At 61.4% G+C, this 20,734-nt stretch carries 22 protein-coding genes; 11 read left to right on the plus strand and 11 right to left on the minus strand.

Annotated elements, in window-relative coordinates; all coding sequences use genetic code 11:
* Positions 1-14 precede the first annotated feature (14 nt).
* Positions 15-755 (plus strand): transcriptional regulator FnrL, encoded by a 741-nt coding sequence (fnrL, locus tag MUY21_RS06175; RefSeq protein ID WP_248409464.1) that lies wholly within the window; start codon positions 15-17, stop codon positions 753-755.
* A 106-nt stretch (positions 756-861) separates the two neighbouring features.
* Here the strand turns inward: fnrL and MUY21_RS06180 are convergent, their stop codons facing one another.
* The gene (locus MUY21_RS06180; RefSeq protein WP_248409465.1) at positions 862-1,701 is read right to left on the minus strand and encodes a universal stress protein; all 840 of its coding nucleotides are present in this window, start codon (positions 1,699-1,701) and stop codon (positions 862-864) included.
* 216 nt (positions 1,702-1,917) lie between these two features.
* Here MUY21_RS06180 and ccoN point away from each other — a divergent pair, with 216 nt between their 5' ends.
* The 8 genes from ccoN to ccoS all read left to right on the plus strand — a co-directional run bounded on the left by ccoN (position 1,918) and on the right by ccoS (position 10,025).
* A complete protein-coding gene (gene ccoN / locus MUY21_RS06185) occupies positions 1,918-3,519 on the plus strand; it encodes a cytochrome-c oxidase, cbb3-type subunit I (protein ID WP_248409466.1) in 1,602 nt (533 codons plus the stop codon).
* A gap of 14 nt (positions 3,520-3,533) precedes the next feature.
* Entirely contained in the window at positions 3,534-4,259 is a 726-nt protein-coding gene (gene ccoO, locus MUY21_RS06190) for a cytochrome-c oxidase, cbb3-type subunit II (RefSeq protein ID WP_248409467.1), read from the plus strand.
* 12 nt (positions 4,260-4,271) lie between these two features.
* A complete protein-coding gene (locus tag MUY21_RS06195) occupies positions 4,272-4,484 on the plus strand; it encodes a cbb3-type cytochrome c oxidase subunit 3 (RefSeq protein WP_191286207.1) in 213 nt (70 codons plus the stop codon).
* Positions 4,481-5,353: a cytochrome-c oxidase, cbb3-type subunit III gene (ccoP, locus tag MUY21_RS06200; protein ID WP_248409468.1), complete on the plus strand. Its 873-nt coding sequence runs from the start codon at positions 4,481-4,483 to the stop codon at positions 5,351-5,353. Before MUY21_RS06195 ends, ccoP begins: the two co-directional genes overlap by 4 nt.
* Before the next feature lie 376 nt (positions 5,354-5,729).
* A complete protein-coding gene (ccoG, locus tag MUY21_RS06205) occupies positions 5,730-7,142 on the plus strand; it encodes a cytochrome c oxidase accessory protein CcoG (protein WP_248409469.1) in 1,413 nt (470 codons plus the stop codon).
* Between the two features lie 3 nt (positions 7,143-7,145).
* Positions 7,146-7,631 carry a FixH family protein gene (locus MUY21_RS06210; protein WP_248409470.1) on the plus strand — a complete coding sequence of 162 codons (486 nt, stop codon included), beginning with the start codon at positions 7,146-7,148 and terminating at the stop codon, positions 7,629-7,631.
* Between the two features lie 33 nt (positions 7,632-7,664).
* Positions 7,665-9,860, plus strand: coding sequence for a heavy metal translocating P-type ATPase (locus MUY21_RS06215; RefSeq protein WP_248409471.1), 2,196 nt, complete (start codon positions 7,665-7,667; stop codon positions 9,858-9,860).
* Between the two features lie 3 nt (positions 9,861-9,863).
* Complete coding sequence (gene ccoS / locus MUY21_RS06220; RefSeq protein ID WP_191286212.1) at positions 9,864-10,025, plus strand: cbb3-type cytochrome oxidase assembly protein CcoS; 162 nt, start codon at positions 9,864-9,866, stop codon at positions 10,023-10,025.
* A 6-nt stretch (positions 10,026-10,031) separates the two neighbouring features.
* On the opposite strand, the gene MUY21_RS06225 is transcribed toward ccoS, so the two are convergent.
* Both MUY21_RS06225 and MUY21_RS06230 read right to left on the minus strand, forming a co-directional pair.
* Positions 10,032-10,634, minus strand: coding sequence for a response regulator transcription factor (locus MUY21_RS06225; protein ID WP_248409472.1), 603 nt, complete (start codon positions 10,632-10,634; stop codon positions 10,032-10,034).
* 209 nt (positions 10,635-10,843) lie between these two features.
* A complete protein-coding gene (locus tag MUY21_RS06230) occupies positions 10,844-11,500 on the minus strand; it encodes an arylesterase (RefSeq protein WP_248409473.1) in 657 nt (218 codons plus the stop codon).
* Between the two features lie 24 nt (positions 11,501-11,524).
* Here MUY21_RS06230 and MUY21_RS06235 point away from each other — a divergent pair, with 24 nt between their 5' ends.
* Together MUY21_RS06235 and MUY21_RS06240 are read left to right on the plus strand one after the other, a co-directional pair.
* A complete protein-coding gene (locus MUY21_RS06235) occupies positions 11,525-12,193 on the plus strand; it encodes an ABC transporter ATP-binding protein (protein WP_248409474.1) in 669 nt (222 codons plus the stop codon).
* Positions 12,190-14,715, plus strand: coding sequence for an FtsX-like permease family protein (locus MUY21_RS06240; RefSeq protein ID WP_248409475.1), 2,526 nt, complete (start codon positions 12,190-12,192; stop codon positions 14,713-14,715). Before MUY21_RS06235 ends, MUY21_RS06240 begins: the two co-directional genes overlap by 4 nt.
* Before the next feature lie 5 nt (positions 14,716-14,720).
* Here MUY21_RS06240 and MUY21_RS06245 read toward each other — a convergent pair whose 3' ends face one another.
* The 8 genes from MUY21_RS06245 to MUY21_RS06280 all read right to left on the minus strand — a co-directional run bounded on the left by MUY21_RS06245 (position 14,721) and on the right by MUY21_RS06280 (position 20,734).
* Positions 14,721-15,155: a hypothetical protein gene (locus MUY21_RS06245; RefSeq protein ID WP_248409476.1), complete on the minus strand. Its 435-nt coding sequence runs from the start codon at positions 15,153-15,155 to the stop codon at positions 14,721-14,723.
* Positions 15,152-15,865, minus strand: coding sequence for a hypothetical protein (locus MUY21_RS06250; protein ID WP_248409477.1), 714 nt, complete (start codon positions 15,863-15,865; stop codon positions 15,152-15,154). Before MUY21_RS06250 ends, MUY21_RS06245 begins: the two co-directional genes overlap by 4 nt.
* Positions 15,865-16,644 carry a succinate dehydrogenase iron-sulfur subunit gene (locus MUY21_RS06255; RefSeq protein WP_191286217.1) on the minus strand — a complete coding sequence of 260 codons (780 nt, stop codon included), beginning with the start codon at positions 16,642-16,644 and terminating at the stop codon, positions 15,865-15,867. The genes MUY21_RS06250 and MUY21_RS06255 overlap by 1 nt, the downstream gene beginning before the upstream one ends.
* A gap of 12 nt (positions 16,645-16,656) precedes the next feature.
* The gene (gene sdhA / locus MUY21_RS06260) at positions 16,657-18,462 is read right to left on the minus strand and encodes a succinate dehydrogenase flavoprotein subunit (protein WP_248409478.1); all 1,806 of its coding nucleotides are present in this window, start codon (positions 18,460-18,462) and stop codon (positions 16,657-16,659) included.
* A gap of 18 nt (positions 18,463-18,480) precedes the next feature.
* Complete coding sequence (sdhD, locus tag MUY21_RS06265; RefSeq protein ID WP_191286219.1) at positions 18,481-18,852, minus strand: succinate dehydrogenase, hydrophobic membrane anchor protein; 372 nt, start codon at positions 18,850-18,852, stop codon at positions 18,481-18,483.
* Between the two features lie 10 nt (positions 18,853-18,862).
* Positions 18,863-19,246, minus strand: coding sequence for a succinate dehydrogenase, cytochrome b556 subunit (sdhC, locus tag MUY21_RS06270; RefSeq protein ID WP_191286220.1), 384 nt, complete (start codon positions 19,244-19,246; stop codon positions 18,863-18,865).
* A gap of 250 nt (positions 19,247-19,496) precedes the next feature.
* A complete protein-coding gene (locus tag MUY21_RS06275; RefSeq protein WP_248409479.1) occupies positions 19,497-20,531 on the minus strand; it encodes a MaoC family dehydratase in 1,035 nt (344 codons plus the stop codon).
* A complete protein-coding gene (locus tag MUY21_RS06280) occupies positions 20,531-20,734 on the minus strand; it encodes a DUF1737 domain-containing protein (RefSeq protein ID WP_191286222.1) in 204 nt (67 codons plus the stop codon). The genes MUY21_RS06275 and MUY21_RS06280 overlap by 1 nt, the downstream gene beginning before the upstream one ends.

Here is a 20,734-nt window from a genome sequence, read left to right on the forward strand (position 1 = left end):
TTGTTAAAAAAACCATGAACGACATCAGCTTCAACACCCGTGATTGTGGCAACTGCCCAATTCGCCACCGTGCCGTGTGTGCCCGTTGCCAGCCCGACGAGTTGGAGCAACTGGACGCGATCAAGTATTACCGCACCTTCGAAGCAGGGCAGCCGGTGATCTGGTCCGGCGACCCGATGGAGTTCGTCTCGAGTGTCGTCAGCGGCATTGCGACGCTGAGCCAGACGATGGAAGACGGTCGCACCCAGATGGTGGGGCTGTTGTTGCCGTCGGATTTCATTGGGCGCCCCGGGCGCGACGCCGCCCCGTTCGACGTGGTGGCAGTGACGGATCTGACCCTGTGCTGTTTCCGCAAGAAACCGTTTGAAGACATGATGGAAAAGACACCCGCCATCGGCACACGGCTGTTGCAGATGACGCTGGACGAACTGGACAGCGCGCGCGAATGGATGCTGGTTCTGGGCCGCAAGACAGCACGCGAGAAAATCGCCAGTTTGCTGGCCATTCTGGCGCGCCGGGATGCGTCCCTGCATAAAAAACCCCCGCGTGACGGGATGAGCTTCGAGCTGCCGCTGACGCGCGAGGCGATGGCAGATTATCTTGGGTTGACGCTGGAAACCGTCAGCCGTCAGGTTTCGGCCTTGAAAAAAACCGGCGTGGTCGAGCTTCAGGGCAAGCGCCGCGTGACCATCCCCGATCTTCAGGCTTTGATCGCCGAAACCGGTGACGACGTGGATGGCGCCCCGATTGTCTGAGACAACGGGTTCTGATCCGCGATGATATGGCTAGAAAGACAACGCAAGGGCGCCGATTGCGGCGCCCTTCATGTGTTTGCAGCTGTGTCCGGTGATGGTTCCGCGCTCAGTGCGCCAGCACGATGGGCACTTCGGCCACTTCCAGCATATGCCGGGTAGCCCCTCCCAGAATTGATTCGCGGAACCGTGAATGCCCATAAGCGCCCATGACGATCATATCCGCATCCTTGTCGAGCGCGTGGCGGTTCAGGACGTCCGAGATGCGCGGCATCGTCTTGGCCAGCACGCAAACCTCGGCGCGCACCCCGTGACGGGCCAGCATCTGGCTGAGCGCCCCGCCGGGGTCGGACCGTTCCGGCCCATGCTGGGGCGGGTCGATGATGGCAATCGACACCGTGTCCGCCTGCTTCAGGAATGGCATCGCCTGACGCACGGCCCGCAGGGCCTCGGGGCTTTCGTTCCAGGCGACAACAACATTGCCGACAGATTGCGGAAACGCGGCCCCGTCCGGCATTACAAGGACCGGAACGTTGCCGTCGAACAGGGCGGCTTCGACGATGGCCTCGGCGTCATGCCCGCGGCCTTCACCATAGGGGCGCGGCATCACGACCAGATCGGCAAACCGGGTGCGATGGGCGACAACGCCATTCAAGGCAACCATCTGGGCCGTCAGCGCATCGCTTGACCATGGCAGGGCATGCGCTGTCAGTGCTTTTCGGGCAAAGGCCTCCAGGTCCATCGCGTCTTCACGCGTCTGTGCCAGATTGTCCTGCACCACCATTGCCGACGCCCCCGCGTAATAAAATCCTTGCTGAGACCGGTCGATTCCCAGGCACAGCACCTCAAGATGGGCGTCGTGCTGGTTGGCGACCGCCTTGGCTGCTTCAAGCGCGCCCTTGCAATGCGTGGTGTCGGTGACGATTGTGGTAACGGTGCGGTATGTCATCAGTTTGCCCTCCGATTTGGCCTGATTGACAGCGTGCCCCCGTCGCGCGTGCGACGCTTTGACATGGGTCAATCGGGCTTATTCGGCCACCTGCGACAGTTTTTGATATGGATCAAAGCAGTCTTGAAGGGATAAGTCCAAACCCACACAAGTCGAATAGTGCCCTCATCCGGTCGTGGGAGGAGGGGCGTATGACATAAGACGAAGGGACGCAAAATGTGGGATTACCTCAAATTGGCGATCTACGGCCTCATCGCAGTGCTGGCCGCAATCGCTGCAAGTTATGCCCGCGACATCGCCTATCAGGTTCATGCAATCCTGGTGGTGTTGATCGCGGCAGGCCTGTTTGTCTTTTCACTCCGCACCGTGGGTGAGAAGAAGGCGGTCGCAACCGGCTATATGGATGGCCCCGTGCGCGTGGGGGTCGCCCTGACGGCCTTCTGGGGCGCGGTTGGCTTCCTTGTTGGGACGTTCATCGCGTTTCAACTGGCCTTTCCAAACCTCAACTTCGCCTGGGCCGAAGGGTATCTTAACTTCGGACGCCTGCGCCCGCTGCACACCTCGGCGGTGATCTTCGCATTCGGCGGCACCGCCCTGATCACGTCCTCGTTCTATGTCGTGCAACGCACCTCTGGTGCCCGTCTTTGGGGCGGCAACCTGGCCTGGTTCGTGTTCTGGGGATACCAGATCGTGATCCTGCTGGCCGCCACCGGCTATCTGCTGGGCGCCACCCAATCGAAAGAATATGCTGAACCCGAATGGTACACCGACCTTTGGCTGACCGTGGTCTGGGTTGCCTATTTGCTGGTGTTCATGGGCACGCTGATGAAGCGGAAAGAGCCGCATATCTATGTGGCCAACTGGTTCTATCTGTCCTTTATCATCACCATTGCCATGCTGCACGTCGTGAACAACCTGGCCATGCCGGTGTCGATCTTCGGATCCAAGTCGGTTCAGCTGTTTGCCGGTGTGCAGGATGCCATGACGCAATGGTGGTATGGCCACAACGCCGTGGGCTTCTTCCTGACCGCAGGCTTCCTTGGCATGATGTACTACTTCGTGCCGAAACAGGCCGAACGTCCCGTCTTCAGCTATAAACTGTCGATCATTCACTTCTGGGCACTGATCTTCCTGTATATCTGGGCCGGTCCGCACCACCTGCACTATACCGCGCTGCCGGACTGGGCTTCGACCCTTGGCATGGTGTTCTCGGTCATCCTTTGGATGCCGTCGTGGGGTGGCATGATCAACGGCCTGATGACCCTGTCGGGCGCCTGGGACAAGCTGCGCACCGATCCGGTAATCCGGATGATGGTTGTGTCGATCGGTTTCTACGGCATGTCGACCTTTGAAGGTCCGATGATGTCGATCCGCGCCGTGAACTCGCTGTCGCACTATACGGACTGGACGATTGGTCACGTGCACTCGGGTGCGCTGGGCTGGAACGGGATGATCACCTTCGGGATGCTCTATTTCCTTGTCCCCAAACTGTGGAACCGTGCAGGCCTTTACAGCCTGAAACTGGTCAGCTGGCACTTCTGGCTCGCCACCATCGGCATCGTGCTCTACGCCGCGTCGATGTGGGTCACGGGCATCATGGAAGGCCTGATGTGGCGCGAAGTTGACGCGCAAGGCTTCCTGGTGAACTCGTTCGCCGACACCGTGGCCGCCAAGTTCCCGATGTATGTGGTGCGCGGTATGGGTGGGGTTCTGTTCCTCACGGGTGCCCTGATCATGTGCTACAACCTTTGGATGACCGTGACGCGTTCGCCGGTGGCCGAGACCGCCGATGACGCCCAAACGGCTCCGGCAGAATAAGGAGGGAAGGACCAATGGGAATTCTCGACAAACACGTTGTTCTTGAAAAGAACGCAACGCTTCTTCTGGTCGGTAGCCTTCTGGTTGTCACCGTGGGTGGCATCGTGGAGATCGCACCGCTCTTCTACCTCGAAAACACGATTGAGGATGTGGAAGGCATGCGCCCCTACTCGCCGCTCGAGCTTGAGGGGCGGAACATCTATGTGCGCGAAGGCTGCTATGTCTGCCACAGCCAGATGATCCGCCCGATGCGTGATGAGGTTGAGCGTTACGGCCACTATTCACTGGCGGCGGAAAGTCAGTATGACCACCCGTTCCAGTGGGGATCGAAGCGGACCGGGCCGGACCTGGCCCGCGTCGGTGGCCGGTATTCGGACGAATGGCATGTGGATCACCTGAAAGATCCGCAGTCGGTCGTGCCGGAATCGGTGATGCCGAAATATGCCTTCCTGGCGGATCGCCTGATCGAGCCGACCTATATCCAGGACCTGATGAAGGCCAATCAGATCGTGGGTGTGCCATACACCGACGAGCAGATGGAAAACGCCGAAGCCGACTGGTTGGCCCAGGCGGATCCTGACAGCGACTATGATGGGCTTCTGGCACGCTATCCGAAGGCGCAGGTGCGCAACTTCGACGGTGCGCCCGGTGTTTCGGAAATGGACGCCTTGATCGCCTATATGCAGATGTTGGGCACGTTGGTCGATTTCTCGACCTTCACACCTGACGCAAGCCGGTAAGGAGCTGGGACGATGGACACCTATTCTCTGCTCCGCGAAATCGCTGACAGTTGGGTGCTTCTGGCGATGTTCGTCTTTTTCCTTGGCGTTGTTGCCTGGGCGTTTCGCCCGGGCAGCCGCAAGGTGCATGACGACACGGCCAACATCCCCTTCCGCCACGAAGACAAACCTGCCGGTGACCGGGACGAACCCGGGCGCTCAGCTCAAAGGGAGTTGCGGCAATGAGTAAAAAACCTGTTGAAAAGAAAGAGCCCGAAACGACCGGCCATGAATGGGACGGTATCAAAGAGTTCAACAACCCGCTGCCACGCTGGTGGGTCTGGGTCTTCTACCTGACCATCATCTGGGGCGTCTGGTACACCATCGCCTATCCGGCCTGGCCGATGATCAAAGGGGCAACCGCTGGTTATCTGGGCTATTCCACCCGTGCCGAAGTGGCCGCCGAAATTGATCGCTTCAGCGCGATGAACAGCGAGTTGGAAGCCCAGCTTGCCTCGGCCGATCTGACGGCTCTGGAACCGGGCACTGACCTGCACAACTACGCTATCCAGTCGGGCCGCGCGACCTTTGCAACCTTCTGTTCGCAATGTCACGGTTCGGGTGCCGCGGGCAACGTCGGCTATCCCAACCTGTTGGACAACGACTGGCTCTGGGGCGGCACGCTGGAAGATATCCAGTACACGCTGCGTCACGGCATCCGGTCCGAGGATGACGACGACACCCGGTATTCCGAGATGCCCGCCTTTGGCGACGATTATCTGAGCGACGAAGAGATTGCACAGGTCGTCCATTATGTGATGTCGCTGTCCCCTGTCACCCAGGCGGATGCCGACATGGCGCTGGCGGCTGACGGGGAAACCGTGTTCGCGGACAACTGCACCTCGTGCCATATGGAAGACGGCACCGGTGATCGCAGCCAGGGCGCGCCCAACCTGACCGATGCCATCTGGCTTTACGGCGACAGCGAAGAGGCCATCACCCAAATCGTGGCCACCGGCCCGTTCGGCGTGATGCCGGCCTGGAGCGGCAAGCTGACCGACAGCCAGATCAACGCCGTGTCAGCCTATGTTCACCAGTTGGGCGGCGGCGAATAAGCCACTGGCCAACCAACCACGAGTTCCGGGGCCTCACTCCCCGGTCAACGGCACCGACCCCTGATCCTGTTCGCGCGTTTCTCCGGGGTCGGTGCCACCTAACTCAAAAGCCCGGTTGCCAGACAGCGACCGGGCTTTGTCACAGACGCGGTGCTGTTTCCTGTTTCGCGAATGATTTGATAGGTGATCCGGGGTGCGGCCATTTGCCCGACTGCGACGGGATGGCGCTGTGACAATATGGAAACTTGATAATAATCAAGGACTAATCACATATCCCATGAATGGCGCGGCCAAAATCTTTGATCCACATCAAGGCTGCACTGTAGAATAATTCTTAATTCCCGGATCAACCGAAAAGCAGGATTGGAATCTCTCCATGTCTGACGCCCCCGAACAGCTGTACGCCCCGCGCGAACCCGTTTTCCCCAAACGGGTGAAAGGCACGTTTCGCAGCCTGAAATGGTGGATCATGGGGATCACGCTGGGCATCTATTATCTTGCCCCGTGGATCCGCTGGGACCGCGGCCCCAACCTGCCCAACCAGGCCATCCTGGTCGACATGGCCAACCGCCGGTTCTATTTCTTCTGGATCGAGATCTGGCCGCATGAATTCTATTTCATTGCGGGGCTTCTGATCATGGCGGGGCTTGGGTTGTTCCTGTTCACCTCAGCGGCGGGACGTGTCTGGTGCGGATATGCCTGTCCGCAGACAGTCTGGACCGACCTGTTCATCCTGGTCGAACGCTGGGTCGAAGGCGACCGGAACGCGCGTCTGCGCCTGCACCGACAAAGCTGGAACGCCGAGAAGGTGCGCAAGCGCCTGATCAAGTTTGCACTCTGGATTGTCATCGCGGTCGCCACGGGCGGTGCCTGGGTGTTCTATTTTGCAGATGCGCCGACGCTGTTGGTGGATCTTGTGACGGGGAACGCGCATCCGCTGGCCTATTCGACGGTCTTGGTGCTGACCCTGACAACGTTCATCTTCGGTGGCATCGCGCGCGAACAGATCTGTATCTATGCCTGCCCGTGGCCGCGCATTCAGGCGGCGATGATGGACGAGGATACGATCACCATCGCCTATCGCGACTGGCGGGGCGAACCGCGCGGCAAGGGCAAGGTGCGGGACGATCTGGGCGACTGCATCGACTGCAACGCCTGTGTGAACGTCTGCCCGATGGGCATCGACATCCGCGACGGGCAACAGATGGAGTGCATCACCTGTGGCCTCTGCATCGACGCCTGCGACGAGATGATGGACAAGGTCGGCAAACCGCGCGGCCTGATCGATTATCTGGCGCTGAAAGACGAGGCCTATGAACGCGCCGGGAACGAGAAAATTCCGGTCATCAAGCATCTTCTGCGTCCGCGCACGATCCTTTACACCACGCTTTGGGCGCTGGTCGGGGTCGCGCTGACTGTCGCCCTGTTCATCCGGCCGGACGTGGATGTGACCGTGCATCCGGTGCGCAACCCGACCTATGTCACGCTGTCGGACGGCTCCATCCGCAATACGTATGACGTGGGCGTGCGCAACCGGCACGGCGAGGAATGGCCATATTACTTCTCGCTGACCGAGGGCAGTGATATGGTGATCGAACTGGAAGGCAGCGAGGAACTTGTGCTGGTGGCACCGCCCGATACGGAAGCCAAGCAGCGGGTCTATGTCATCGCGCCTCCGGGATCCGAAGCCGCCCGCGACGCGCGGACCGAATTGCGCCTTTGGATCATTGACGGCATCACGGGCGACCGGGTGCATGTGGACACCGTGTTCAACGGCAGGGGGCGTTAGGGAATGGCCAATCCGAGTGAGAAGAAAGAGTTCGAACTGACCGGCAAACATGTTCTGGCCATCGTCGTGTCGGCCTTCACGGTGATCATCGGCGTGAACATCTTCATGGCTTATTCCGCCATTGGCACGTTTCCGGGGTTGGAAACAAAGAACTCCTATGTCGCCAGCCAGCAATTCGACACGCAGAAAGCCGCGCAAGAGGCGCTGGGCTGGGACGTTACCGTCGATGTGGATGGCGAGACGCTGGTGCTTGATATCAGCGACAAGGCTGGTGATCCCGTTACGGTCAAATCCATCTATGGCCTTCTTGGGCGCGCAACCCATGTGAAAGAGGATCAGGAGCCTGCGTTCAGTCAGGGGTCCAACGGTGTCTATCTGGCGCAGGTCGGACCGCTGGGCGAAGGCAACTGGAACCTGCGCCTGAATGTGATCGCCGAAGATGGCACCAGTTTTCAGCGTCGCATTCCCATCTTCATCTCGGGCAAATAGCGCCACATCGAACGCAGACAAGGAACCGCAGTCATGGCCACCCCGATCTCTGCCTGTCCCGCCTGTGACGCGGCCCCGCTTGCTGAAGCGCAAGCCGGTAAAGGCTATCACGGCAACGGGATGGAGGCACAGCGCATCATGCTGTCCTTGCCTCAGATCTACTGCGCCGCCTGTATCGCCGGGGTCGAGCGCAGTCTTGCCGCGCAGCCCGGTGTGCGGGCCGCCCGTGTGAACCTGACGCTGAAACGCGCAACCGTTGATGTCGATCCGGGGGTCGAGGCGCAGTCGCTGGCGGACTACCTGACCGGGATCGGTTTCGAGGCCTATGAGTTGGATCCGGGGCAGCTCACCTCGACCGCGACGGACAAGCAGGGCAAGGACCTGCTGATGCGTCTGGGTGTGGCGGGCTTTGCCATGATGAACGTCATGCTGCTGAGCGTCGCGGTCTGGTCGGGCGCCACCGATGCCACCCGTGACCTGTTCCACTGGATCAGTGCGGCGATTGCCATTCCGACCATCGGGTTTTCCAGTCAGGTGTTCTTCCGCTCGGCCTGGTCGGCACTGCGGGTGGGGCGTCTGAACATGGACGTGCCGATTTCGCTGGCGATCCTGCTGGCCTTGGGCATGTCGATTTACGAGACGATGCATTCGGGCGAACATGCCTATTTCGATGCGGCGCTGTCCTTGACGTTCTTCCTGCTGGCCGGGCGGTATCTGGATTATCGCACCCGCGCCGTGGCACGTTCAGCGGCCGAGGAACTGGCCGCCCTTGAAGTGCCTCGCGCGGCTCGCGTGGTCGACGGACAAGCGGATGAGCAGGTCGCTGTGTCCGACCTGTCGCCCGGCGATGTCGTGCGCGTTGTGCCGGGGGCTCGTGTGCCGGTGGACGGGATCGTCCTGACGGGCGAAAGCGAATTGGACCGCTCGCTTCTGACCGGGGAAAGCCTGCCGGTCGCCGCCGCGCCCGAGACCATCGTGTCGGCAGGCGAGGTGAACCTGACCGGTCCCTTGACCGTGCGGGTAACGGCGGCGGGGCGTGACAGTTCTCTGCACCGGATGGCGGACCTTGTTGCGATCGCGGAAACCGCGCGCAACCGATACACCTCGCTTGCCGACAAGGCGGCGGCGGTCTATGCGCCGGTGGTGCATCTGCTGGCACTGGCCGCGTTTCTGTTCTGGCTATGGTTTTCCGGCGATTGGCGCATGGCGATGAACATCGCGGTCGCGACCCTGATCATCACCTGTCCCTGTGCGCTGGGCTTGGCTGTGCCCGCTGTGACCACGGCGGCGTCAGGGCGGTTGTTCAAGCAAGGCATGTTGTTGAAATCCGCCACGGCGATGGAGCGGCTGGCCGAGGTTGATCACGTGGTGTTCGACAAGACCGGCACGCTGACCGAGGGCAAGCCTGCCTTGGGCGACCTGTCCCGCCACAAGCCGCGCGATCTGGAGATAGCACTGGCCCTTGCAGAAGGGTCCAGTCACCCGCTGGCCCAATCGCTTGTGCAGGCGGTGCGCGCCGCTGGGGTTCAGCCTGCCGATGTGACACAGCTACATGAGGTGCCGGGCAAAGGGATCGAGGGCAAATGGCAGGGCAAGATCGTGCGTCTGGGCCGCGCTGAATGGCTGGGCGCCAACGCAGTTGGTCAGACCGCGACCTATCTGGCGGTGTCCGGCGCAAAACCCGTGGCGTTCACCTTTACCGACGCGCTGCGCCCCGGGGTAGAGGCCGCGATCACTGCGTTGAAATCAAAAGGGATGGGCATCACGTTGATTTCGGGCGATGTGCCCGCTGCCGTGGCCGACATCGCCGGACGTGTGGGGATCGAGGATTGGAAAGCGGACACCCTGCCCGAAGACAAGGCGGAATACGTCGCGCGTCTGGGCAAGGCGGGCAAGAAGGTTCTGATGGTTGGCGACGGGTTGAACGACACCGCGGCGCTGGCGGCGGCGCATGTCTCGATCTCGCCTGCATCCGCGCTTGAAGCGGCGCGCGTCGTGTCCGACATCGTGCTTCTGGGCAAGTCGATGGAACCGTTGGCAGACGCGATTGATCTGTCCAAATCCGCCACCCGAAGGATCAAGGAAAACTTTGCCATCGCAGCGGGTTATAACGCCATTGCCATTCCGATTGCGCTGATCGGGCTAGCAACGCCGCTGGCAGCCGCGCTTGCCATGTCGACCTCGTCCGTGACAGTGTCGTTGAACGCGCTGCGACTGAGAAAGGGCTGATCCATGAACGTGCTGGTCTATCTGATCCCTGTCTCGCTTTTGCTGGGCGGTCTTGGACTGGCCGCGTTCTTCTGGACCCTGAAAAGCGAGCAATATGAAGACCCGGAAGGCGACAGCCACCGCATCCTCAGCGATCGCTGGGACGACGCCCCGCCCAAGGACTGACCGGGATCAGACCAACCCGCGATCCCGCGCGATCATCGCCGCATGGGTCCGGTTGCGCGCGCCCAGTTTGCGGATCACCGACCGCATATGCATTTTCACGGTCACTTCCTGTATGCCGAACGTATGGGCGATTTCCTTGTTCTGCTGCCCGTCACACAAAAGCGCCAGGATTTGTGCTTCGCGGCGCGACAACAGGTTTTCCGCGCCAGCAGAGGTCAGGCTGCCGTGAGGCAGCACGATCAGGTCGCTCTGGCCTTTCGCCAGGTGAAGGGCGGCTTTCAGGTCCGCGTTCGTCAGAACCGCCGGAATGCAGGCCGTCACGCCAAGACGCAGGGCCTGGCGCGCAACGGTCAGCGACGGGGTGTGCATCAACAACACCACCGGCACATCCGAACGGGCTTTTGACAGCCGGGTGATCGCCCGCAGTCCACCCAGCCCCGGTGTGCCGAAATCTATGACCAGCATGTGCAGGCCCGGCTGGCTGCGCAGAAGGGTTTCCGCCTCTTGCACGGTTGCACAGGCGTGCAACCGAGCGTCACCGCCCGGCTTCAAAACAGATGTGAACCTGCGCTGGATCGCATGGTCTTCTGTCACCAACAGGATTGTCACAGCGGTGCTCCGCTTCACGATTTGTGGCCGTTTTGGCCAAGGCCAGTTTCAGGCGCGCAACAATCGCACAGCGAAGGAAGGGCGAATAGGTGTCACTAGGGATAGGTTTAAGGCCCGAAACCTGTCTGAAAGTGAGGTCTGGACGCCGAAGGTCCACGATGCGCCGTGTTTCCTGGCGCATCGGATGACCTAGGCAGAGCGTCCGTTGCCTAGGGCAGCACCGTCACCACCGCCGGTCCCAGCGCGTCCACGATCAACGTCACGCCTTCGGCGGTCGGGTGCAGCCCGTCGGACTGCAGATATTGAAGCGCATCATTGGCCGATCCCGCGGCATCCGTCAGACCGGCCAAAAGGCTGGGGTAAAGCGGCACATCATGCTGCTGCGCAAGTCGCTCGAACACCCCTTCGAACGCGGCCTTGTAATCGGGGCCAAAATTGGCGGGACCGGGCATGCCGATCAGCAAGCCGGGCAGGTCACGCGCTGCCAGTTCGGACAGGATCGTATCAAGGTTGGTATAGGTCGTTTCCGGGTCGATGCCCCGCAGCATGTCATTGGCGCCCAAGGCAACCAGCACCAGGTCGATCTCATCGGTCAGCACCCAGTCCAGCCGCGCGGCCCCACCTGCCGAGGTGTCCCCGGACACGCCCCCATTGACGACCTTTGCATTGATGCCATGATCTGTCAGCCAGCTTTCGAGTTGCGGCACGAACCCGTCCTGCTGCGGCAACCCGTATCCGGCGGTCAGACTGTCACCAAGCGCCAGGATCGTGACGGTGTCAGCCCGCGCCGCCCCTGACAGAAACATGATTGCAACCAAGCACTTGAGAAACCCGGCCCAAACCCCATATCCACGTGATATCTTCATGCCTTACCCCTTACAGGAAATCCCATGTCCAAGCCGATCATCGCCCTGACCGACGCCCGCCTGACGCTTGGACATAATGCCGGACGGACCGAGATCCTCAAGGGGATCGACATGCGTGTGATGGCGGGCGAAACGCTGGGGCTGACAGGGCCGTCGGGGTCGGGCAAATCATCTCTCCTCATGGTGCTGGGCGGGCTTGAACAAGCCAGCAGTGGCAGCGTGACCGTGTTGGGTCAGAACCTGAGCGCGATGGGCGAAGACGATCTTGCCCGGTTCCGCAGGGATCATATGGGGGTGGTGTTCCAATCTTTCCACCTTATCCCCACCATGACGGCGCTGGAGAACGTGGCGACGCCCCTGGAACTGGCCGGTGTGCGGGACGCGTTCGAACGGGCCGAGGAAGAACTGACTGCGGTCGGCCTGTCGCATCGGCTGGATCATTATCCAAGCCAGATGTCGGGCGGGGAACAACAGCGGGTGGCACTGGCCCGGGCGGCCGCACCGCGCCCCGAAATTCTGCTGGCGGATGAGCCAACCGGCAATCTGGACGGCAAGACCGGTGCGGCGATCATGGACCTGCTGTTCGGCCTGCGCGACCGCCATGGTGCCACCCTGATCCTTGTCACCCACGCGCCCGAACTGGCCGAACGCTGCGACCGGATTCTTCAGATCCAGGACGGGGTGCTGGTATGATGCAGTCGCTGAGCATGGCGCTGCGTCTGGCCCGGCGCGAGATGCGCGGCGGCACGCGCGGGTTTCGCATCTTCCTTGCCTGTCTAGTGCTGGGCGTCGCCGCGATTGCCGGTGTGGGCAGTGTGCGCGAAGGGCTTCGGGCAGGGTTGGCTGCGCAAGGGGCGGTTCTGCTGGGGGGCGACGCGTCTGTGTCGTTCACCTATCGGTTCGCCGACGCCGCCGAGTTTGCGGTTCTGACGTCCGAAAGCGACAAGATGACCGTGATGGCCGATTTCCGGTCCATGGCCGTGGTGGGGGATGAGCGTGGGCTGACACAGATCAAGGCCGTCGATGACGCTTATCCGCTGGTCGGGGTGGTGGAACTGGACCCACCGATCAACCTGTCCACGGCGCTGGATGGTCAGAACGGGCGGCCCGGAGCGGTGATGGATGATCTTCTGATCAACCGGCTGGGCCTGTCCTTGGGTGACTGGTTCCAACTGGGCGAGACCGAATTTGTCCTGATGGCCGAATTGGTGAAAGAGCCGGACAATGCCAGCGGCGGGTTCAGCCTTGGCCCGCGCACCATCGTGCGGCGGACGGCGTTGGACGGATCAGGTTTGCTGGCCGAAGGCACGTTGTTCAACAGCCAGTACAAGATGCGAATGGCGCCGGGTCAAAACCTTGATCAGCTTTATGCCGCAACCATGCCGACGCTCGAACCAAACGGCGCGCGGTGGCAGGATGCCCGCAATGGGGCGCCCGGCATGCGGCGTCTGGTCGACCGGCTGGGCGCGTTTCTTGTGCTGGTCGGATTGGCCGGGCTGACCGTCGGCGGGGTCGGGATTTCGGCCGCTGTGCGTGCCTATCTGGACGAAAAAACCAGCACAATTGCGATCTTGCGCGCGTTGGGTGCCGACAAACAGACGATCTTTCTTACATATTTCCTGCAAATCGGCATTTTGACCCTAATCGGCCTTTCCCTGGGTTTGTTTTTCGGGACCGTGGTGCCATTGGCGCTGGCGCCCCTGATCGAAGACGTGTTGCCCATCACGGCCGAGATCAAGATCTATGCCCGCCCTCTGGCCGAGGCGGCGCTTTATGGCGTGCTGGCGGCGCTGCTGTTCACCCTGTGGCCACTTGCCAGAACCGAGGATGTGAAGGCCGCGGCGCTGTTTCGCGATGCTGCCCTTGGTAGCAATCGCCTGCCACGCCCCTTGTTCATCGGGATCTGCCTGGCCTTGCTGGCGCTGCTGATCTGGTCGGCGGCGACCTTGTCCGGGATGCCACGCCTGGCGATGTGGAGCTTCATCGGTCTGGCGGGCGCTTTCGCTGCGCTGGTGCTGACCGGGCTTGGGGTGCGCTGGGTGTCGCGCTGGGTCGGGCACCGCAAAGCCATGCGCGGGTGGCCCACCCTGCGGATGGCCCTTGGCGCGGTTGGCGGTCCGGGTGGTGAGGCCGGAGCGGTTGTGCTATCACTGGGGCTCGGCCTCGCGGTGCTGGCCGCGGTGGGGCAGATCGACAACAATCTGCGCGGCGCGATCGCCCGCGACCTGCCCGACGTGGCGCCCAGCTTTTTCGTGGTCGACATCCAACCCGACCAGATTGACGGTGTGAAGACCCGGCTTGAAGGTGACCCGTTGGTCAGTCGCATCGACACCGCACCCATGCTGCGTGGCATGATCACCCGGATCAACGACCGCCCGGCGCGCGAGGTGGCCGGTGGCCATTGGGTGGTGCGCGGGGATCGGGGCCTGACCTATTCCGATACCCCGACCCGCACCAACGTCGTCGAAGGTGAATGGTGGCCCGAAGATTACCAAGGCCCGCCGCAGATCAGCTTTGCCGCGGAAGAGGCCGAAGAGATGGGCATCGGCCTTGGCGACAGCCTGACCGTGAACATTTTGGGGCGCGACATCACCGGCACGATCACCAGCTTGCGTGAGGTCGATTTCAGCCAGGCCGGGATGGGGTTTGTGATGACCATGAACCCTTCGGCGCTGTCGGGCGCCCCGCACAGCTATATAGCGACGATCTATTCCGATGCGGACGGAGAGGCGGCGATCCTGCGCGACCTGGGCCGGACCTATCCGAATATCACGCTGATCTCGGTGCGGGATGCGATCACGCAGGTGACGGGGATCATGGGGCAGGTGGCCGCCGCGATCACCTATGGTGCGCTGGCGACCCTGTTGACCGGGTTCGTCGTCTTGATGGGGGCGGCGGCGGCGGGGGAGCGTGCGCGCACCTATGAAGCGGCGGTGCTGAAAACCCTTGGGGCAACGCGCCCTGCGATCCTGACAAATTTCGCCATCCGCTCGGCGGTGCTGGGGGCAGCTGCGGGGGCTGTGGCGGTGCTGGCGGGTGGGCTGGCTGGATGGGCGGTCACCCATTACATCATGGAAGAACGGTTCGTCTTTGACGCCGCGAACGCCATCGCCATCGTGTCAGGCGGAGTGGTTGCCACCGTACTGGCCGGGCTTGTCTATGCCTGGCGTCCGCTGTCTGCGCGACCGGCACGGGTGCTGCGCGCGCGCGAATGACCCCGTCAATGATACTGGCCATGTGCGGCGCGATGCAACTTGCGGATGACCAGTTTCAAACCCGACCAGATGTCGTCCACGGCGCAAACCTTTACGTCGACAAGTGTCGTGCGCAGCGCGAGATCGCGGATCACATCCTCGGTCATGTCCGTCGGCTGTTTTGATGCTTTCTTGGGCCATGAAATCCAGATCATGCCGTCCTTTTGCAACGCTGCGAGCAGGCTTGGCAGCGCAGCCTCGAAAGCAGCCCGGCTGTCGGTAAACATGTGGATCAGATCATAGGGCCCGCGCAGGGTGCCTGTGGTGCAGTCCTCGATCGTGGCAAAGGCGCGGCTTTTCACAAGGTGGTCCAGCGCCGCAGGGCGGTTCAGCCACGCCACCCGCTGGCCGTCTTTCAAGCCGAGCTTTTTTGCCAAAGATGTGCCGGAATATCCTGTCATAGGGTCAGGATATGCCCACCCAGCCCGAAGGCAAATCCCAGTATCGCCCCAAGTGGCGGGGACCAGTGTCGGTCAACCGGCACTTGCGGCGCGATGTCCTGGAACATCAGATAGAGGATACCGCCTGCCGAAAACAGCATCAGCCCGCCCAAAACTGTTGGAAGGCTTGAGAACAGCGTGATGCCCATCACCGCGGCTAACGGTCCCACAGGCACAAGGGCAAGAAACAACAACAGGCGTGTCTTGCGCGAAGTACCTGCGGATGCTGCAAGTTCCCGATCCGCATTGAACCCTTCGGGCATGTTCTGCGCCCCGATCAGGACCGCCAGCAAAACCGCAAGGTTGGGATCGGCGGTCAGGATCGCACCCATGGCGATGGCTTCAGGGATGAAATCCATCAGCATCGCCATGAATTGCGCCTTGGACCCGCCCCGACGTGACAAGGCAACATCCGCCGCCAGTGCCGCCACGGCCCCCAGGACCAGCGGCAGCAGGGCAACAAGACCGGGCACCCGTTCGATCCCTTCGGGGATCAGCACAAGAGCGACGGCGGACAGAAGCGCGCCCGCACCGAACGCCATGACCCAGTGATTGGCTTCGTTGCGCAACGTGCCGGGCAGAAGGCGGTCGAACCCTGCAAGCCACGCCCCAAATGGAATGGCCGCCCCGGCAAGGGCGGCCAACAAAATTGCATGAAGGATGTCGCCCATCACAGCGTGCGTTCGACCATCATTTTCTTGATCGACGCGATGGCCTTGGCCGGGTTCAATCCCTTCGGGCAAGTCTTGGCGCAGTTCATGATGGTGTGGCAGCGATAGAGCTTGAACGGATCTTCCAGTTCGTCCAGCCGTTCCCCGGTCGCCTCATCGCGCGAGTCGATGATCCAGCGATAGGCATGCAGAAGGGCGGCGGGGCCAAGATACCGGTCCCCGTTCCACCAATAGCTGGGGCACGAAGTCGAACAACTGGCGCACATCACGCATTCATACAGCCCATCCAGCTTCTTGCGATCCTCGATCGACTGCTTCCACTCTTTCGCCGGGCGGTTGGTCTTGGTCTCGAGCCACGGCATGATCGAGGCGTGCTGCGCATAGAAATGCGTCAGGTCCGGGATCAGGTCGCGCACCACAGGCATGTGCGGCAGAGGATAGATTTTCACATCGCCCTTCACCTCGTCCATGCCATAGATACAGGCCAGCGTGTTGATCCCGTCGATGTTCATTGCGCAGGACCCACAGATGCCTTCGCGGCAGGACCGGCGGAAGGTCAGGGTCGGATCAATCTCGTTCTTGATCTTGATCAGCGCGTCCAGAACCATCGGGCCGCAGGTGTCCATGTCGACGAAATAGGTGTCGACGCGCGGGTTTTCGCCATCATCCGGGGTCCAGCGGTAAATCTGGAACTTGCGGATATTGGTCGCGCCTGCGGGCTTCGGCCATGTCTTGCCGGTGCGGATGGTCGAGTTCTTCGGAAGTCTGAATTGAACCATATCGTGTCCTCCTTAGAACGTCCGCGCTTTGGGCGCGATTTTCTTCAAGGCGATGCCACCTTCGTTCTCGGTGGTCAGCGGGTCGGTGATGACGGGGCGATAGCTCAGATCAACCTTGGTGCCATCGACGCGGCTGACGGTGTGCACGCGCCATTTCTTGTCGTCGCGCTCGGGGAAGTCCTCGTGCGCGTGGGCGCCGCGGCTTTCGTGGCGGGCTTCGGCGCCGTGGATGGTGGCCAGCGCGTTGGGCATAAGGTTGGTCAGTTCCAGCGTCTCCATCAGGTCCGAATTCCAGACCAGCGACCGGTCGGTGACGGCAAGATCGTCCAGCTTGGCAGCCACCTTGGTCATCTTCTCGACGCCTTCCTTGAGGGTCTTGGCGGTGCGGAAAACGGCGGCGTCGGCCTGCATGGTTTTCTGCATCTCAAGACGAAGCTCGGCGGTCGGAACCGCGCCGCTGGCATTGCGCAAACCGTCAAAACGATCGAAGGCCTTGTCAACGGACGCCTGGTTCAGAACCGGGTTCGACGCTTCTGCATCCACCACCTTGCCTGCACGGATCGCGGCGGCACGGCCAAAGACCACAAGGTCGATCAGAGAGTTCGACCCAAGACGGTTGGCCCCATGCACCGAGGCGCAGCCCGCTTCACCCACAGCCATCAGGCCGGGCACGACCGCGGTCGGGTCGTCCTTGGTCGGGTTCAACACCTCGCCCCAATAGTTCGTGGGAATGCCGCCCATGTTGTAATGCACGGTCGGCAGAACCGGGATCGGTTCCTTGGTCACGTCGACACCCGCAAAGATCTTCGCACTTTCCGAAATACCGGGCAGGCGTTCAGCCAGCGCCTCGGCGGGCAGGTGATCGAGGTGCAGATAGATGTGATCTTTCTCGGCGCCCACACCACGGCCTTCGCGGATTTCCATGGTCATCGAGCGGGAGACGTAGTCACGCGGGGCAAGGTCTTTGTATTGGGGCGCGTACCGCTCCATAAACCGTTCGCCTTCGCTGTTGACCAGATAGCCGCCTTCGCCACGCGCACCTTCGGTGATCAGGCAACCCGAGCCGTAGATGCCGGTCGGGTGGAACTGCACGAACTCCATATCTTGCAAGGCCAGACCTGCGCGCGCCACCATGCCGCCACCGTCGCCGGTGCAGGTGTGGGCCGAGGTCGCCGAGAAGAAGGCGCGTCCGTAACCACCCGTGGCCAGTACGACCATCTTGGCGTTGAAAACGTGCATCGTGCCATCGTCGAGCTTCCAGCAGACAACGCCCTGACATTGCCCGTCTTCGGACATGATCAGGTCGATGGCGAAGTATTCGACATAGAACTCCGCGTTGTTCTTCAGAGATTGCCCATACAGCGTATGCAGGATTGCGTGGCCGGTCCGGTCGGCGGCCGCACAGGTCCGTTGCACGGGTGGGCCGTCGCCAAATTCGGTGGTGTGGCCGCCGAAGGGACGTTGATAGATCTTGCCTTCTTCGGTGCGCGAGAAGGGGACGCCGTAATGCTCAAGCTCGTAAACCGCCTTGGGGGCTTCACGGGCCAGATATTCCATCGCGTCGGTGTCGCCCAGCCAGTCCGAGCCTTTCACCGTGTCATACATATGCCACTGCCAGTTGTCCGGGCCCATGTTGGACAGGGACGCGGCGATGCCGCCCTGGGCTGCAACCGTATGTGAGCGGGTCGGAAAAACCTTGGTTACGCAAGCGGTGCGCAGACCTTGTTCGGCCATGCCAAGCGTCGCGCGCAGACCAGCGCCGCCGGCACCGACCACGACCACGTCATATTCGTGCGTTTCGTATTCGTAAGCTGCCATTTGGGTTGCTCTCCGGTCTTAAAAGGCGATGCGGGCCAGACCATAAAGGCCAACCGCAAGTGTTGTATAGGCCAGCGCCGTGCTGAGGATCACGAGCGCCTTCTTGGTCACGCCGCGCGAATAATCCTCGATCACGACCTGAATGCCGTGACGGAAGTGTACCATCGCGGTCACAAGCGTCATGGCGGCGATGATGGCGGGGAAGGGGCGGTGGTAATAGGCCACGGCCTCTTCATACGGCAGCCCAAGCGCGCTGCCGAAGGTCAGCGCGAACAGCGGCATCAGGATCAGAAGGCCAACGGCGGAAATGGCCTGGCCCCAAAAATGTTCGGTGCCAGAGCCGGAAGCCCCTTTGCCCTCGGCACGTTTGCGGTCGGTCAGGTAATGCATGTCTGCCCCCTTACACGATGATGGCGACAATGATCGCCAGAATGACGGAACCGAAGATGACGCCAAGGCCCATCTTCTCGGCGGTGTCGACCTCCAGCCCGATGCCGATGTCCCAGATCAGGTGTCGCAGGCCGGACAAGGCGTGGTAGCACAAAGCCCAGAGCGCCAGGAACATGATCACATCCCCGATGAACGAGGTCATGAGCCCGTTCACAAAGTCATAGTACCCAGGGCCCATCGCCGCCGCGAAAAACCACCACACGACCAGGATCGCTGCCCCCAAAAGGGCGACGCCGGTGATCCGGGCGAAGATCGAGGTCATGGAGGTCAGCTGCGGGCGGTAAATCTGCAGATGCGGGGAAAGGGGGCGATTGCCCCTATTCACGTCGGCCATGGCGGCCTCCTTCTGTCTGTTGCGACTGTTGAGACAGGAATAGCGCCATTTGCGGTGCAGAGTCACGCTTTAAGGATGGCAAAACGGGCTGAATTTGCGCTAACACGCCTGAAATTTGCACCTTGTGATCACAAAAATTAATCTTGTGATCACAAGAGGCGTGGCTGTATATCCGACCGAAAATATAGGGCAATCCGACGAAAATGCTGCAAAGCGGCATGCGCGCCGAACCGGTTTCGCAATGCGTCCCCTATTTCGGCATCAAGGCCCAGTAATCAAGGTCCAGCATCACGTCGGGGTGGTATTTGCCATCTTCACCTTTCAGCGAGAATGCCGGCGCACCGTGCTTTGCTGCCACCAACCGAAGCCGCACGGCCCCCACGCCCGGTGCGTCGGTGTCGGCCTTGTCCAGAACTTCGGACCAGGCGCGGATCGTGTCGCCCGCGAAGCAGGGGTTTGCATGTGCCCCGCCATTCAATCCGACGATCATCTGCGCATTCGCCAACCCGTTGAAGGACAAGGCCCGCGCCATCGAAATCACGTGACCGCCATAGATCAGCCGCTTCCCGTCTGGCCGGAAGGTGGCGTCGAAATGGACCTTGGCCGTGTTCTGCCACAGGCGCGTGGCCAGCATGTGTTCCGCTTCTTCGACGGTCACACCGTCCACGTGGTCGATCTTTTCGCCAATCTCATAGTCGCCCCAGCGATGCGGTTCACCGGCCAGCGTGAAATCATAATCTTCGAAAGACAGCCCGGCGGGGATCACAAAATCGCCCGCGTCCAGCGTGGGTTTCAGATCGGGGATCACCGTGTCGGGCGCGGGCGCATTCAGGTCGCCCTTGCGCACCATCACCCAGCGCACATAGTCCAACACCGGTTCGTCCATCTGGTTCACACCGCGCGTGCGCACCCAGACCACGCCCGATTTCCCGTTGGAGTTCTGTTTCAACCCGATCACCTCGGATGACGACCGCAGCGTGTCACCCGGATAAACCGGCTTCAGCCATCGGCCTTCGGCATAGCCAAGGTTCGCCACTGCGTTCAGTGAAATGTCGGGAACGGTCTTGCCGAACACGATGTGAAACGCGATCAAGTCGTCGATCGGCGACCCATCCAGCCCGCAATTGCCCGCGAACTCGTCCGAGGAATAGAGCGCATGACGAGCCGGATACAGCGCGTGATACAGCGCACGTTCCCCTTCGGCCACGGTGCGCGGCACCGCGTGGTGGATCACGTCGCCCAGCTTGTAATCCTCAAAAAAGCGGCCGGGGTTGGTTTTCGCCATCAGTAATCTCCCAGTTTCGTGTCGGGCGTGTAGTCGCCGGGGACGACCTTCACCACCGCTTGCGCGCAGCGCATCTTGCCGGTCGCGGCATCATGGGCATAGGCGGGGTCGCCATGCAGTTCCCACCCCTTGTTCAGGGCGGCGGTGACTTTGTGGCAGAAGGCCGAGGTGTCATCTTCGGTCAGCAGGCGATAGAGTTTCAT

It is taken from the genome of Aliiroseovarius sp. S2029 (assembly GCF_023195575.1).
In the GTDB taxonomy this organism is placed as follows: Bacteria; Pseudomonadota; Alphaproteobacteria; order Rhodobacterales; family Rhodobacteraceae; genus Aliiroseovarius; species Aliiroseovarius zhejiangensis.